A 15,150-nucleotide genomic window follows, 5' to 3' on the forward strand; every position below is an offset into this window, starting at 1 on the left:
CGTCGTAGCGGATCGATGCGCAGTTGTTGAAGGGCTGTGCCAGAGCACGGACGTGGCCGGAAGCCGGCGGCGCCGCCGCGCGGTGCCCGGGGCGGTCGAACATTCCGGTTTCGGGACCGGCCCCGGGCCCCTCTAAACTGACCGCGTGACCGACAACGCTCAGCAGCAGCCCCCAGCGACCACTCCCGAACTGCCGACCCAGTACGCGCCGGCCGAGGTAGAGGGGCCGCTGTACGAGCGCTGGGTAGAACGGGGTTACTTCTCCGCCGACGAGAAGAGCGAGAAGCCTCCGTACACCGTCGTCATCCCCCCGCCGAACGTCACGGGCGCGCTCCACCTGGGCCACGCCTTCGAGCACACGCTCATCGACGCCCTCACCCGCCGCAAGCGCATGCAGGGCTTCGAGACGCTGTGGCAGCCGGGCATGGATCACGCAGGCATCGCCACGCAGAACGTCGTCGAGCGCGAGCTGGGCAAGGAGGGCAAGTCCCGCCACGACCTCGGACGCGAGGCGTTCATCGAGCGCGTCTGGAAGTGGAAGGGCGAGTCCGGCGGCCAGATCTCCGGCCAGATGCGCCGCCTCGGCGACGGCGTCGACTGGGAGCGCGAGCGCTTCACCATGGACGAGGGCCTCTCGCAGGCCGTCCAGACCATCTTCAAGAAGCTCTACGACGACGAGCTGATCTACCGCGCCGAGCGCATCATCAACTGGTGCCCGCGCTGTCTGACGGCGATCTCCGACATCGAGGTCGAGTACCAGGACGACGACGGCGAGCTGGTGTCGATCACGTACGGCGAGGGGGAGGAGACGCTCGTCGTCGCCACCACCCGCGCCGAGACGATGCTCGGTGACACGGCCGTCGCGGTCCACCCCGACGACGAGCGGTACAAGCACCTGGTCGGCAAGCAGATCAAGCTGCCGCTGACCGACCGTACGATCCCCGTCGTCGCGGACGAGCACGTCGACCCCGAGTTCGGCACCGGCGCCGTCAAGGTGACCCCGGCCCACGACCCGAACGACTTCGAGATCGGCCAGCGCCACAGCCTGCCGAACATCGCGGTCATGGACGAGCACGCCGTCATCACCGCGCACGGCCCCTTCCAGGGCCTGGACCGCCTGGAGGCCCGCTCCGCCATCGTCGGCGCGCTGCGCGCCGAGGGCCGCGTCGTCGCCGAGAAGCGCCCGTACACGCACTCGGTCGGCCACTGCTCGCGCTGCAAGACCACCATCGAGCCGCGCCTGTCGATGCAGTGGTGGGTCAAGGTCGGCCCGCTCGCGAAGGCCGCCGGTGACGCGGTCCGCGACGGCAAGGTCAAGATCCACCCGCAGGAGATGGAGAAGCGGTACTTCGACTGGGTCGACAACCTCCACGACTGGTGCATCTCGCGCCAGCTCTGGTGGGGCCACCGCATCCCCGTCTGGTACGGCCCGAACGGCGAGGTCGTCTGCGTCGGCCCCGACGACGAGGCCCCCACGGGCGAGGGCTGGCGCCAGGACAACGACGTGCTCGACACGTGGTTCTCCTCCGGCCTGTGGCCGTTCTCCACGCTGGGCTGGCCCGAGCAGACCGATTCGCTCGCGAAGTTCTACCCGAACTCGGTCCTCGTCACCGGCTACGACATCCTCTTCTTCTGGGTCGCCCGGATGATGATGTTCGGCCTGTACGCGATGGACGGCACCCCGCCGTTCCACACGATCGTGCTGCACGGCATGGTCCGAGACCAGTTCGGCAAGAAGATGTCGAAGTCCTTCGGCAACGCGGTCAACCCGCTGGACTGGATGGACAAGTACGGCTCGGACGCCCTGCGCTTCACCCTGGCCCGCGGCGCCAACCCGGGCACGGACGTGCCGATCGGCGAGGACTGGGTCCAGGGCTCGCGCAACTTCGCCAACAAGATCTGGAACGCCACGCGCTTCGCGATGATGAACGGCGCCACGATCGAGGGCGAACTGCCCCCGGCCGAGGAGCTGTCCGCCACCGACCGCTGGGTCCTGTCCCGGCTGAACGCGACGGTCGCCGAAGTCGACGCGCTCTACGACGACTACCAGTTCGCCAAGCTCTCCGACGCCCTCTTCCACTTCGCGTGGGACGAGGTCTTCGACTGGTACGTCGAGCTGTCCAAGACGACGTTCATGGCGGGCGGCGAGGGCGCGAAGGTCTCGGCCCGCGTCCTCGGCGAGGTCCTCGACGTCACCCTGCGTCTGCTCCACCCGATCGTGCCGTTCGTGACGGAGACGCTCTGGACGGCGCTGACCGGCGGCGAGTCGCTCGTCATCGCCGACTGGCCGGCCGACAGCGGCTTCCGCGACGCCGGGGCCGAGCGGGAGATCGAGACGCTCCAGCAGGTCATCACCGAGGTCCGCCGCTTCCGCGCCGACCAGGGTCTCCAGCCGGGCCAGAAGGTCCCGGCCCGCCTGACCCTGGACGGCACGGCCCTCGCCCCGCACGAGGCCGCCATCCGCCAGCTGCTTCGCCTCCTGCCGGAGGGCGACGCCTTCACGGCGACGGCGACGCTGCCGGTCTCGGGCGCCACGGTCGCGCTCGACCTGTCCGGCACGATCGACGTGGCCGCCGAGCGCAAGCGCCTCGCCAAGGACCTCGCCGCCGCCGAGAAGGAGAAGGCGCAGGCCGAGGCGAAGCTGGGCAACGAAGCGTTCCTCGCGAAGGCGCCCGACCAGGTCGTCGACAAGATCCGCGGCCGCCTCACCAAGGCGGAGGCCGACATCGCCCGCCTGACGGCCCAGCTGGCGGCCCTGCCCGCCGCGTAGGCACCTTGTCAGCGAAGGCTCCCGGGACCGGCAGACGGACCCGGGAGCCTTCGTCGTACGAGGTCAGCCGATGACGAGGTCAGCCGATGGCGTGGCGGTCCGCGGCCCGCTCGTCGGCCGGGCCCGCGGGCGCGATGAGGTCGACCGGCTCGAAGACCTCGGCCGGGCCCTCGCGCGGGGCCGGGGGCTCAAGGCCGAGCCGCTCCAGCTCCGCGCCCGCCAGGGCGTCCAGGATCTCCGGATCGCCGTGCCGCCAGCCCCAGGCGAGGCTGCCCGGCGTCGCGCCCGGAATCTCCGAGGCGGTGACGGCCACCTCTTCCAGGGGCCTGAGCAGCGAACGCAGGGCCAGCAGGTCACGGCCGTCGTCCGAGGCGGCGAGGTCCCGCGCCGCGCCCGCCTGGCGGATCCAGCGGAGCCGACGCGGCAGCCAGACCACGAGCACCAGGCCCACGGGTACGACGAACAGGGCGAGGGCGCCCACGGCGACGGCGGTGCGCACGGCCACCGGGTCCATGGCGTCGACGGCGTCCGCCACGCGGCGAAGGGCCGTGTCGACGCGCCCGCCCACCAGGGGCAGCGGGGCCCTGTGCTCCTGGAGGGCGCGGGGGAGGGCGAGCAGACACGCCAGCCGGTACGCGATGACGGCGGCGGTGGCCCACAGCGCGGTCCACAGCAGGACCCCGGCGTCACCGGCGAGCTGATGGGTCCGCCGGGCGGAATTCTGGGCATACCACATGGTCAGATCTGACCCCCGGTACCAGCCGGGGCCCGTCAGCCGCGCCGCGAGGCCGTGCGAGTCAGTGCCGCAAATCACCAAATCAGGGCCATAAGTCCGATGAATCGGGCCGAAAGACCTTGGATGATGGAGGGCATGCACGCCCGCCCCGCCGCCCAGGCGATACGCCAGGCGGCGGCCATCGGCCGTCGCCTCGCCGAGCGCTGGGGCAAGGCGACCGGGACCCTGGACCTGCTCACCGTGCTGAGCGCGCTGGCGCTGATGAGCCTGGACGTGCCGGGCCTCGCGGCGGCGGACAACTCCCTCACCGGACCGACGGCCGCGCTCGTCCTGACGGCGGGCGCGGCGTCCCTGCTGCTGCGCCGCGCGGCACCCTGGCTGCCGTACGCCGTCGCGCTGGGGCTGCTGGGCTGGCTGCACGAGCTGACGCTGGCGCAGTTCGCGCTGTACTCCCTCGGCCGCTACCGCGGGCGCCGGGCCGGGACGCTCGGCGTCATCGGGTACGTCGCGTTCGCCTACGTGATGTTCCTGCTGCCCGGCTGGCCGCCGCACCGGGGCGAGACGCTCAGCGAGTTCCTGAGCCTCGTCGTGCCGGTCGGTGTGCTCGCGGCGGGCGTCGGTGTCGCCGCGAACCGGCAGGACCTGGTCCACGCGCTGGAGGCGCAGCGCGCGGAGACGGACACGCTGCACGCCGTCCAACAGGAGCGGGCCCGCATCGCACGGGACGTGCACGACTTCGTCGGGCGCGAGCTGACGCTGCTGAGCGTGCGCTCCCAGGTGCTGGCGCGCCGGGCCTCCGGCGGGCCCTTCGAGGAGGGGTTCGAGGAGCTTTCCGAGACGGCGCGCAGTGCGCATCGGATGCTGAACGAGATCATCGTGCAGCGGGGTCTCGACGGGGCGCCCACGCCCGGTCTCGACGCCCTTCCCGAACTCGCCGAGCGCAGCGGGCGCGCGGGCAGCCCCGTGGAGCTGCTGGTGGCCCCCGCGGCCCACCGGCTCTCGCCGCTGCGGCAGGCGGCCGTGCACCGGGTGGTCCAGGAGTGCCTGACGAACGCGGCGAAGCACGCTCCGGGGGAGCGGGTCACCGTCCGGGTGGACGTGGTGGACGGCCGCCTCGGCATCGCCGTCCGCAACGCGCTGCCGGCCGCGGCGCCCAAGTCGGCGCCGGTTTCCTCGGGGAGCGGGACGACGGGGATGGCGGAGCGGGTGCTCGCCGTGGGCGGTGAGTTTTCGGCGGGACCGGTGGGCGGGGCGTACGAGGTGACTGCGTGCCTGCCCGCGGGGGAGCTGGCCTGAGCCTCCGTGGCCGCAAGAACCTTTCCCACCCCACCCACCCGTCACCCCGAACTCACCCGTCCGAAGGGGCAGAGACCCACCCGGGCGTCACCCGCTACGCCGCCGACATCACCCTCTCCAAGCCGTCGAAGTCCTCCACGCACTTGCCGCACCCCAGCGCCACACTGTCCAGCGGATCCTCGGCGACGAAGACCGGGATGCCCGTGGCGGAGGCGATCCGCAGGTCGAGGCCCGGGAGCAGCGCGCCGCCGCCCGTCAGGACGATGCCGTGCTCCATGATGTCGCCGGACAGCTCCGGCGGGCACTCCTCCAGCGTGGTCTTCACCGCCGCGATGATGTGCTCGACGGGCTCGTCGAGCGCGCCCCGCACCTCCCGCACCGTCAGGTCCACGGTCTTCGGCAGCCCGGCCACCTTCTCCCGGCCCCGCACGGTGAACGTCCGGTCCTCGAAGTCCTCCCGCCCCGGCACGGGCCAGGCGGAGCCGATCGCGACCTTGATGTCCTCGGCGGTGCGCTCACCCACGAGGAGCGAGTGCTCCTTGCGGACGAAGTCGGTGATCGCCGCGTCGAGCCGGTCGCCGCCCACCCGGAGCGACTGCGCCGTGACGATCCCGCCCAGCGAGATGACCGCGACCTCGCTCGTGCCGCCCCCGATGTCCACGACCATCGACCCGCGCGGCTCGCCGACCGGCAGCCCCGCCCCGATCGCGGCGGCCATCGGCTCCTCCACGAGGTGGACGGCGCGCGCCCCGGCCCGCTGCGAGGCGTGGACGATGGCCCGCCGTTCGACGGGGGTGACCCCGCTCGGCACGCACACGACCATGCGGATGCGGGGCCGCCTGCCGGGCACGGCCTTGCGCACGAAGTGCCGGATCATCTCCTCGGCGGCCTCGTAGTCGCTGATCACTCCGTCGCGCAGCGGGCGGATCGCGGTGATGGACCCGGGAGTGCGCCCGATCGTCTCCTTGGCCTCCGTCCCGACGGCGAGCACCCCGCTCTTGCCTCCCCTGTCGGCCCGCACGGCGACCACGGACGGCTCGTTGAGCACGATCCCCTTGCCGCGCACGTAGAGGAGGGTGTTCGCAGTGCCGAGGTCGATACCTATGTCCATGATCGCCAAGTTTGCCGGGCGGTCCCGGCGAGCGGAGGGACCAAAGTCCCGAATCGGACGGGCCGAAGGTCCCGACGACCCGGCCGACAGGTCCGGACGCCGAGTGCCGGTGGCGCTCCGTAGACTGGCGTACGTGAGTGACCTCCCCCCGCACGACGAGCACGCCGACCGCCCCGCCGACGACGAGGCCTTCGAGGAGATCGTCGGCGCCGAGACCGACAGGGACCCCGACCTCGCCGTCATCGAGGCGGGCAGCCGCACCCTGCGCACCCTGGCGGGCCCGCCGCAGGGCGACATCCCCGCCCGGCCCGCCGACCCGGAGGTGGACAGGGCGCTGCGCGAGGTCGAGACGGAGCTGGCGGGCCGCTGGGGCGAGACGAAGCTGGAGCCCTCCGTCAGCCGTATCGCCGCGCTGATGGACGTCCTGGGCGAGCCCCAGCGCGCGTACCCCTCGATCCACATCACGGGGACGAACGGCAAGACGTCCACGGCCCGCATGATCGAGGCCCTGTTCTCCGCCTTCGAGCTGCGCACCGGGCGGTACACCTCGCCCCACGTCCAGTCGATCACCGAGCGGATCAGCCTGGACGGCGCCCCCATCGAGGCCGAGCGCTTCGTGGAGACGTACAACGACATCAAGCCGTACGTGGAGATGGTCGACGCCCGGCAGGAGTACAGGCTCTCCTTCTTCGAGGTCCTCACCGGCATGGCGTACGCGGCCTTCGCGGACGCCCCCGTGGACGTGGCCGTCGTCGAGGTCGGCATGGGCGGCAGCTGGGACGCGACGAACGTGATCGACGGCTCCGTCGCCGTCATCACCCCCATCGACCTGGACCACACGGACCGGCTGGGCTCCACCACCGGGGAGATCGCCGCGGAGAAGGCCGGCATCATCAAGCCGGACGCCACGGTGATCATGGCCCAGCAGCCGGTGGACGCGGCCCAGGTCCTCCTGAAGAAGGCCGTCGAGGTCGACGCCACGGTCGCCCGCGAGGGCCTGGAGTTCGGCGTCGTCGCCCGCCGGGTCGCGGTCGGCGGCCAGCTCCTGACGCTCCGCGGCCTGGGCGGGGAGTACGAGGAAGTCTTCCTGCCCCTGCACGGCGAGCACCAGGCGCACAACGCCGCGGTGGCGCTCGCCGCCGTCGAGGCGTTCTTCGGCATCGGCTCGCAGCACGCCCGCCCGCTGGACATCGACACCATCCGCAAGGCGTTCGCCACGGTCTCCTCGCCGGGCCGCCTGGAGGTCGTCCGCCGCTCGCCCACCGTCGTCCTGGACGCCGCGCACAACCCCGCGGGCGCCCGCGCCACCGCCGCCGCCATCAGCGAGGTCTTCGACTTCAGCAATCTCATCGGCGTAATCGGCGCCAGCGACGGCAAGGACATGCGGGGCCTCCTTGAGGCCTTCGAGCCGATCTTCGCCGAGGTCGTCATCACGCAGAACACCAGCCACCGCGCGATGGACGCCGACGAGCTGGCCGCGATCGCCGTCGAGGTCTTCGGCGACGACCGCGTCCAGGTCGAGCCGCGGCTGCCGGACGCGCTGGAGGCCGCGATCACCCTCGCCGAGGAGGAGGGCGAGTTCGCGGGCGGCGGCGTCCTGGTCACCGGTTCCGTCATCACGGTCGGCGAGGCCCGGCTGCTCCTGGGAAGGGGCTGACTGCTGTGCGTACGCTCTGCGCTTCGACGCTGATCGGCGAGTTCTTCGTCATCGGCTTCGCCGGTCTGGTCGCCATGAAGGACCCCGACCTCTCGATGGGCACGGTCTGGACGGTCTGCGGCGTCGCGATGCTGCTGAGCGTGCTGCTGTGCGGTGTGATCACGCGGCCCGGCGGGGTGCAGCTGGGCTGGGCCCTCCAGATCGCGCTGATCGCGAGCGGTTTCGTGGTGCCGGTGATGTTCTTCATGGGCGCGGTCTTCGCCGCCCTGTGGTGGGCTTCGGTCCATTTCGGGCGGCAGATCGACGAGGCGAAGGCTAGGTTCGCCGCACAGGCTGGCCCCGAGGCCGACACTGCTTGACGCCTCTGGTCCGGTGGCCCGGAGCTGAAGCGCTGTGCCCACCTGTTCCGCCCTGCGGAACGACTGCCCACAGCGAGTCGGTATCGTGCGGCGCATCCCACCTTGATCTCAGAGATCACGAACCCTTGGAGCCGCACATGAGCCAGCGCACCCTCGTCCTGCTGAAGCCCGACGCCGTCCGTCGTGGCCTGATCGGGGAGATCATCGGCCGGATCGAGCGCAAGGCGGGCTGGACGATCTCCGCGCTGGAGCTGCGTTCGCTGGACCAGGAGACCCTGGAGCAGCACTACGGCGAGCACAAGGGCAAGCCGTTCTACGAGCCGCTGATGGGCTTCATGGCCTCCGGCCCCGTCGTCGCCCTGGTCGTCGAGGGTGAGCGCGTCATCGAGGGCGTGCGCGCGCTGGCCGGCCCGACCGACCCGATCGCCGCCGCGCCCGGCTCCATCCGCGGCGACTTCGGCGTGATCGTCCGGGAGAACCTGATCCACGCCTCGGACTCCGAGGAGTCCGCCGAGCGCGAGCTGAAGATCTTCTTCCCGGGTCTGGCGTAACTCCCCGGGCCCCGGCGTCTCGCCTCTCGCGCGACTCGCTGACGACATGTCAGTGGAGTGCCGTCCCGCCCCGGACGGCCGGAGGAATTCGGCCGTCCTCCGGGATATGCGCCCCAATCGGGGGAACGCGTGCCCCCGATGGCACGTCTCCAAGAGCGGGGCGGCACATCATCTGCTGACAATGGCGAAGACCCTCGCGCCGTCTTCGCGCGGCCGAGACTACGATGGAAGCCTCCACTGCCACTCAGCACCCACCTCGCCTACCTAAAAAGCCATCACAAGCTCCAATAGGGAAGGCCAGACGCATCCTCATGGGGAACAACATGTCGTTCATCGGCCGTGACATGGCTGTCGACCTCGGGACCGCCAACACGCTGGTGTACGTCAGGGGTCGGGGGATCGTACTCAACGAGCCGTCCGTCGTCGCGATCAACACCAACACCGGTGGCATCCTCGCGGTCGGCGCGGAAGCCAAGAAGATGATCGGACGCACGCCCGGCAACATCGTCGCGGTGCGCCCGCTGAAGGACGGCGTCATCGCCGACTTCGAGATCACCGAGCGCATGCTCCGCTACTTCATCCTGAAGATCCACAAGCGGCGCTACCTCGCGCGCCCGCGGGTCGTCGTCTGCGTGCCCTCGGGCATCACCGGAGTGGAGCGCCGCGCCGTCATCGAGGCCTCCTCGCAGGCCGGCGCGCGCCAGGTGCACATCATCGAGGAGCCCATGGCCGCCGCCATCGGCTCCGGCCTGCCCGTCCACGAGGCCACCGGCAACATGGTCGTGGACATCGGCGGCGGCACCACCGAGGTCGCCGTCATCTCGCTCGGCGGAATCGTCACGGCACAGTCGATCCGCGTCGCCGGCGACGAGCTGGACAACGCGATCATCCAGCACATCAAGAAGGAGTACTCCCTCCTCCTCGGTGAGCGCACGGCCGAGCAGATCAAGATCACCATCGGTTCGGCGTACGACATGGACGCCGACGAGCACACCGAGATCCGCGGCCGCGACCTGGTCTCCGGGCTGCCCAAGACCGTCGTCATCTCCGCCGCCGAGGTCCGCAAGGCCATCGAGGAGCCGGTCAACGCGATCGTGGACGCGGTCAAGACCACCCTCGACAAGTGCCCGCCCGAGCTGTCCGGCGACGTGATGGACCGCGGCATCGTCCTGACCGGCGGCGGCGCCCTGCTGCGCGGCCTCGACGAGCGGCTGCGCCGCGAGACCGGCATGCCGATCCACATCGCCGAGGACCCGCTGGACAGCGTGGCGCTCGGCTCCGGAAAGTGTGTCGAGGAGTTCGAGGCGTTGCAGCAGGTGCTGGACGCCCAGCCGCGCAGATGATCTGACGCGAGAACATCCGCCGTACGAGTGCCTGCCACCTCGTGCGGCGGATCGTTGATATAGAGGCAAGAGAAGAATTCAGGCAAGGCAGAAGAATTCCCCAGAACCTCGTGGAACGCGCAGATTCCACGGAATCCGATTGAGGAAGGCACGCCGCCGCACGTGAGGGACACACGAGAGAGCCGGCTGCTCCTGGTGCTGCTGATCGCCATCGCGTTCGCTTTGATCACGGTGGACATCCGCGGCGGTGAGGACTCGCCGGTCGACGGTGCCCGCCAGGCCGCCGCCACCGTCTTCGGCCCGGTCGAGGAGGGGATGTCCTCCGCCGTGGACCCGATCGGCAACGCCATCGGCGCGGTCCGTGACTCCGGCGAACGCCACGACCGCATCGCCGAACTGGAGCGGCAGAACGCCGCGTTGAAGGCGAAGCTCGGCAGCGACGACCGCAACCGCAGCCGCGTGCGCCAGCTCGACGGCATGCTCAAGACGGCGGGCGCGGGACAGTACGGCATCAAGGGCGCCGAGGTCATCGGCATAGGAGCGGCCCAGGGCTTCTCCTGGACCGTCACCATCGACGCCGGCGCGAACGACGGACTCAAGCGCGACATGACCGTCCTGAACAGCGACGGCCTGGTCGGCCGCGTCACGACCGTCGGCCCGAACACCGCGACCGTCCTGCTCGCCAACGACCCCGACTTCACCGTCGGCACCCGCCTGGAGAAGACCGACGAGCTGGGCTTCGCCACCGGCCAGGGCGACCGCCCGCTCTCCGTCCAGCTGCTCAACGGCAAGGCCAAGGTCAAGAAGGGCGACCGCCTCGTCACCTTCGGCTCGCAGAAGGACAAGCCGTTCGTGCCGGGCGTGCCCGTCGGCGAGGTCGTCCGCGTCGACCCCTCGGGCGGCGACCTCACCCGCACCGTCTACGTGAAGCCGTACGTCGGGTTCACCAAGCTCGACATCGTCGGCGTCGTCGTCGAGGCGCCCCGCAAGGACCCGCGCGACATGGTCCTGCCGCCCAAGCCCGAGAAGCCCAAGCCGACCCCGACGGTGACCGTCACGGCCACCCCGTCGGGAAAGCCGCCGGCCGACGGCGCCGCCGACGGCGACGAGCAGTAGGAGACCGGACCCATGCGCTTCAACCGAATCCTGCTCTCCACCACCCTGGTCGTCGTCGCCCTGGTCATCCAGGTCAGCGTCCTGGCCCGGCTCCAGCTGCCGGGCGCCGTACCGGACCTGGTGCTGCTCACCGTCCTCGGCCTCGCCCTGGTCTACGGCCACGTCGGCGGGGCCCTCATCGGCTTCGGCGCGGGCCTCCTGTCCGACCTGGCCCCGCCCGCCGACCACGCCGCCGGGCGGTACGCCCTCGTGCTCTGCGTCGTCGGCTACCTCGCGGGCCTCGCCAAGCCCGAGAGCGGTCGGCTGCGCTCCGCCGCCGGTCCGCTCCTCGTGGTCGTCAGCGCCGCCCTCGGCTCGACCCTGCTGTACGCGGGCGTGGGCGCCCTCGTCGGGGACACCGCCGCCCGCCACGTGGGCCTGGTCGGGCTGCTCTTCACCGCCGCGCTCTACGACCTGATCCTCGCGCCCTTCACCGTGCCGCTGATCATCGCGCTCGCCAGACGCGCCGAGAACGACCCGCTGGGCGAGGGCTCCCCGGCCAACAAGGCCGCCGACGTCTCCTCGGGCTGGCTCGCCTCCGGCACCGGGCTGAGCATCGGCAACCAGCGCGGCGGACTGCGGGCCAAGGCGGCCAAGGCCCGGGTCGCGCGCGCCGGACGCATCAAGGGGGTCAAGCGCCTGTGAGGGCGGAGCACTGCACGGACCACGCCAGGGGAGGGGAGCAGTGACCAACATCCCGGAGACCGGGCGGACCCCACGCGTCCAGATCCGTCTCATCATCATCCAGATCCTCGTCGTCTCCCTCCTGCTCACCCTCGGCGGCCGCCTCTGGTACCTCCAGGTCCGCAACGGCGAGGAGTACGCCAAGGAGGCCTCCGGCAACCACGTCCAGCAGGTCGTCCAGCCCGCCGTACGCGGCTCGATCCTGGACGCCCGCGGAGTGCCGATCGCCGACAACCACACCCGCCTGGTCGTCTCCGCGTCCCGCACGGACCTGATGAAGATGAAGGACGACGGCAAGGCGGTCCTCGCCAAGCTCGCCGACGTCCTCGCCATGGACCCCAAGGACGTCGCCGACAAGGTCCGCCTCTGCGACTCCAAGACCCCCCAGCCCTGCTGGAACGGCTCGCCCTACCAGCCCATCCCGATCACCGACGAGGCCACGCCCAAGCAGGCCCTCCAGATCCGCGAGCGCTCCGAGGACTTCCCCGGCATCACCGCCGAGCCCACCGCCGTGCGCCGCTACCCCGCGCCCGGCAAGTCCAACACCGCGCAGGTCCTCGGCTACCTCTCGCCCGTCACCGACGACGAGATCAACAAGGCCAAGGACACCGACTCCCCGTTCCTCCGCTCCGACCAGGTCGGCCGCTCCGGGCTCGAACGGACGTACGACAAGCAGCTGCGCGGCAAGGCCGGCGTCACCCGCTACGAGGTCGACAACCTCGGCCGTGTCATCGGCAAGGCCGAGTCCGACGAGGCCAAGCCGGGCGCCAACGTCGTCACCAGCATCGACGCGCGCGTCCAGGCCGTCTCCGAGTACTGGCTGAACGACGCGATGGAGAAGGCGCGCGGCGAGTTCGACAAGAACACCGGCGAGAACTACAAGGCCGACGCGGGCGCCGTCGTCGTCATGGAGAACAAGACCGGCCGCATCGTCTCCATGGCCTCCAACCCGACGTACGACCCGAACGCCTGGGTCGGCGGCATCTCCGGCAAGGACTACGCCAAGCTCACCGGCAAGAAGTCCAACTACCCGCTGCTCAACCGCGCCATCCAGGGCCAGGCGGCCCCCGGCTCGATCTTCAAGGTCATCCCGACGGCCGCCGCCGTGAACGCGGGCTACGACTTCAACGGCCGCTACCCCTGCCCCAGTTCGTACTCGATCGGCGGCCAGACCTTCAAGAACTTCGAGTCCAAGGGCCACGGCTCCATCACCCTCGGCCAGGCCCTCGAAGTCTCCTGCGACACCGTCTTCTACAAGCTCGCGCACGACCAGTGGAACAAGGACGGCGGCAACAAGCCGAGGCCCGACGCCAAGGACTGGTTCTACCGGACGGCCCACCAGTTCGGCCTCGGCAAGGAGACCGGCATCGACCTGCCCAACGAGGTCACCGGCCGCGTCCCCGACCGCCAGTGGAAGAAGGACTACTGGAAGGCCAACAAGGACGCCTGGTGCAAGCAGGGCAAGAAGGGCGGCGAGTACTCCGAGCGCATCGCGTACGAGAACTGCCTCGAAGGCATGAAGATGCGCGCCGGTGACTCCGTCAACTACTCCATCGGCCAGGGCGACACCCTCGTCACCCCCATCCAGATGGCCACCATCTACTCCGCCATCGCCAACGGCGGCACCATGTACGACCCCACCGTCGGCAAGGCGATCATCAGCGCCGACGGCAGGCACATCGAGGAGATCAAGCCCAAGGCACACGGCAAGCTGCCCATGGACGCCGCGCTGCGCAAGGACATAGACGGTGCCCTCGCGGACGTCGCGACGCGCGGTACGGCCGCGTGGCGGTTCGGTGGCTGGCCGCAGGACAAGATCCCGATGCACGCCAAGACGGGTACGGCGGAGGTCTACGGCAAGCAGACCACCTCCTGGTTCGCGACGTACACCAAGGACTACACGATCGTCATGACGATCTCCCAGGGCGGTACGGGATCGGGCGCCTCGGGACCCGCCGTCCGCAAGATCTACGACGCGATCTACGGCCTCGACGACAGCGGCAACCAGGACCGGAAGAAGGCGCTGCTGCCCGAGCCGCAGAAGACCCTGCCGAAGATCGAGGCCGACGGCTCCATCGACGCCCCGAAGGTCAAGCCGTACAAGCCCGAGGCGACCGAGCCGCCGGAGGGCCAGCAGGAGCAGCAGGACCCACCGGGGCAGCAGGACCCGCGGGACCCGCAGGATCAGCAGGGCCAGCAGGAGCTGGCCGGGGCCCCGGCCGCCTGGAGGCGTGACTGATGACCGGCAGTGGCTTCTCCGTCTCCGGGTACGGCCCCGAACGCTCCAACATCTCCCGCCTGCTGGCCCGCGACTCGATAGTGCGCAGGCTCGACTGGCCGATGCTCCTCGCGGCGATCGCGCTCTCCGGGATCGGCACCGCGCTCGTCTACTCCGCGACCCGCAACCGCACCGAGCTGGTCGGCGACGACCCGTACTCCTTCGCGCTCAAGCACGTCCTGAACACCGGCATCGGCTTCGCCCTGATGATCGGCACCGTCTGGCTCGGCCACCGCACGCTGCGCACGGCGGTGCCGATCCTCTACGGCATCTCCGTCTTCCTGGTGCTGCTCGTGCTCACCCCGCTCGGCGCGACCATCAACGGCGCGCACGCGTGGATCGTCCTCGGCGGCGGCTTCTCCCTCCAGCCCTCCGAGTTCGTGAAGGTCACGATCATCCTGGGCATGGCGATGCTGCTCGCCGCCCGCGTCGACGCGGGCGACCGCGAGCACCCCGACCACCGCACGGTGGTGCAGGCCCTCGGCCTCGCCGCCGTGCCGATCGCGATCGTCATGCTGATGCCCGACCTCGGCTCGGTCATGGTCATGGTGATGATCGTGCTCGGCGTCCTGCTCGCCTCGGGCGCCTCCAACCGCTGGGTCTTCGGGCTCCTCGGCACCGGCGTCGCCGGGGGCGTCGCCATATGGCAGCTCGGGGTCCTCGACGACTACCAGATCGCTCGCTTCGCGGCCTTCGCCAACCCCGCGCTCGACCCGGCGGGCGTCGGCTACAACACCAACCAGGCCCGCATCGCCATCGGTTCGGGCGGCCTGACCGGCACCGGCCTGACCAAGGGCTCCCAGACCACCGGCCAGTTCGTCCCCGAGCAGCAGACGGACTTCGTCTTCACCGTGGCGGGCGAGGAACTCGGCTTCGTCGGCGCGGGCGCCATCCTGCTCCTCCTCGGCGTCGTCCTGTGGCGTGCCTGCCGCATCGCCCGCGAGACGACCGAGCTGTACGGCACGATCGTCGCCGCCGGAATCATCGCCTGGTTCGCCTTCCAGTCCTTCGAGAACATCGGGATGACCCTCGGCATCATGCCGGTGGCGGGCCTTCCGCTGCCCTTCGTGTCGTACGGAGGCTCGTCGATGTTCGCGGTCTGGGTGGCCGTCGGTCTGCTCCAGTCGATCAAGGTGCAGCGGCCGATGTCCGCGTAACGCCGTGCCGGAAGTCCCGTCGCGGGCATGTTTGGTCTCGCGTTTCGCGTCTA

The 15,150-nt window shown here is 70.6% G+C and carries 12 protein-coding genes; 10 read left to right on the forward strand and 2 right to left on the reverse strand.

Features of this window, described 5'->3' with window-relative positions; all coding sequences use genetic code 11:
- Nucleotides 1-145 precede the first annotated feature (145 nt).
- The gene (locus IG54_RS0115585) at nt 146-2,770 is read left to right on the forward strand and encodes a valine--tRNA ligase (protein WP_030783297.1); all 2,625 of its coding nucleotides are present in this window, start codon (nt 146-148) and stop codon (nt 2,768-2,770) included.
- Between the two features lie 79 nt (nt 2,771-2,849).
- Here the strand turns inward: IG54_RS0115585 and IG54_RS0115590 are convergent, their stop codons facing one another.
- On the reverse strand, nt 2,850-3,506 hold the full coding sequence (locus IG54_RS0115590; protein WP_063756225.1) for a hypothetical protein: 657 nt from the start codon (nt 3,504-3,506) through the stop codon (nt 2,850-2,852).
- Nucleotides 3,507-3,641: 135 nt separating this feature from the next.
- Between IG54_RS0115590 and IG54_RS0115595 the strand changes: the two genes are divergently transcribed.
- The gene (locus IG54_RS0115595) at nt 3,642-4,802 is read left to right on the forward strand and encodes a sensor histidine kinase (protein ID WP_030783303.1); all 1,161 of its coding nucleotides are present in this window, start codon (nt 3,642-3,644) and stop codon (nt 4,800-4,802) included.
- Nucleotides 4,803-4,896: 94 nt separating this feature from the next.
- On the opposite strand, the gene IG54_RS0115600 is transcribed toward IG54_RS0115595, so the two are convergent.
- The gene (locus IG54_RS0115600) at nt 4,897-5,913 is read right to left on the reverse strand and encodes a rod shape-determining protein (protein WP_199809542.1); all 1,017 of its coding nucleotides are present in this window, start codon (nt 5,911-5,913) and stop codon (nt 4,897-4,899) included.
- 133 nt (nt 5,914-6,046) lie between these two features.
- On the opposite strand from IG54_RS0115600, the gene folC reads away from it, so the two are divergent.
- The 8 genes from folC (at nt 6,047) to rodA (ending at nt 15,097) form a co-directional block, all read left to right on the forward strand.
- Complete coding sequence (folC, locus tag IG54_RS0115605) at nt 6,047-7,570, forward strand: bifunctional tetrahydrofolate synthase/dihydrofolate synthase (RefSeq protein WP_030783307.1); 1,524 nt, start codon at nt 6,047-6,049, stop codon at nt 7,568-7,570.
- Between the two features lie 5 nt (nt 7,571-7,575).
- Nucleotides 7,576-7,929: a DUF4233 domain-containing protein gene (locus IG54_RS0115610; RefSeq protein ID WP_030783310.1), complete on the forward strand. Its 354-nt coding sequence runs from the start codon at nt 7,576-7,578 to the stop codon at nt 7,927-7,929.
- A gap of 137 nt (nt 7,930-8,066) precedes the next feature.
- On the forward strand, nt 8,067-8,480 hold the full coding sequence (ndk, locus tag IG54_RS0115615; RefSeq protein WP_030783313.1) for a nucleoside-diphosphate kinase: 414 nt from the start codon (nt 8,067-8,069) through the stop codon (nt 8,478-8,480).
- 323 nt (nt 8,481-8,803) lie between these two features.
- Entirely contained in the window at nt 8,804-9,823 is a 1,020-nt protein-coding gene (locus IG54_RS0115620; protein WP_030362602.1) for a rod shape-determining protein, read from the forward strand.
- Between the two features lie 162 nt (nt 9,824-9,985).
- Nucleotides 9,986-10,939, forward strand: coding sequence for a rod shape-determining protein MreC (mreC, locus tag IG54_RS0115625; protein ID WP_037897167.1), 954 nt, complete (start codon nt 9,986-9,988; stop codon nt 10,937-10,939).
- A 12-nt stretch (nt 10,940-10,951) separates the two neighbouring features.
- On the forward strand, nt 10,952-11,623 hold the full coding sequence (gene mreD / locus IG54_RS0115630) for a rod shape-determining protein MreD (RefSeq protein ID WP_030783329.1): 672 nt from the start codon (nt 10,952-10,954) through the stop codon (nt 11,621-11,623).
- A 40-nt stretch (nt 11,624-11,663) separates the two neighbouring features.
- Nucleotides 11,664-13,901: a penicillin-binding protein 2 gene (mrdA, locus tag IG54_RS0115635; protein WP_078594130.1), complete on the forward strand. Its 2,238-nt coding sequence runs from the start codon at nt 11,664-11,666 to the stop codon at nt 13,899-13,901.
- Nucleotides 13,901-15,097, forward strand: coding sequence for a rod shape-determining protein RodA (gene rodA / locus IG54_RS0115640; protein WP_030783336.1), 1,197 nt, complete (start codon nt 13,901-13,903; stop codon nt 15,095-15,097). Before mrdA ends, rodA begins: the two co-directional genes overlap by 1 nt.
- Nucleotides 15,098-15,150: the final 53 nt, after the last annotated feature.

Source organism: Streptomyces sp. NRRL S-920 (genome assembly GCF_000717945.1).
In the GTDB taxonomy this organism is placed as follows: Bacteria; Actinomycetota; Actinomycetes; order Streptomycetales; family Streptomycetaceae; genus Streptomyces; species Streptomyces alboniger.

Bases quoted from the DNA above. Each gene is read 5' to 3' on its own strand.
- IG54_RS0115590 (WP_063756225.1), bottom strand. From the start codon at position 3,506: ATGTGGTATGCCCAGAATTCCGCCCGGCGGACCCATCAGCTCGCCGGT.
- IG54_RS0115595 (WP_030783303.1), top strand. From the start codon at position 3,642: ATGCACGCCCGCCCCGCCGCCCAGGCGATACGCCAGGCGGCGGCCATC.
- IG54_RS0115600 (WP_199809542.1), bottom strand. From the start codon at position 5,913: ATGGACATAGGTATCGACCTCGGCACTGCGAACACCCTCCTCTACGTG.
- ndk (WP_030783313.1), top strand. From the start codon at position 8,067: ATGAGCCAGCGCACCCTCGTCCTGCTGAAGCCCGACGCCGTCCGTCGT.
- IG54_RS0115620 (WP_030362602.1), top strand. From the start codon at position 8,804: ATGTCGTTCATCGGCCGTGACATGGCTGTCGACCTCGGGACCGCCAAC.
- mreD (WP_030783329.1), top strand. From the start codon at position 10,952: ATGCGCTTCAACCGAATCCTGCTCTCCACCACCCTGGTCGTCGTCGCC.
- rodA (WP_030783336.1), top strand. From the start codon at position 13,901: ATGACCGGCAGTGGCTTCTCCGTCTCCGGGTACGGCCCCGAACGCTCC.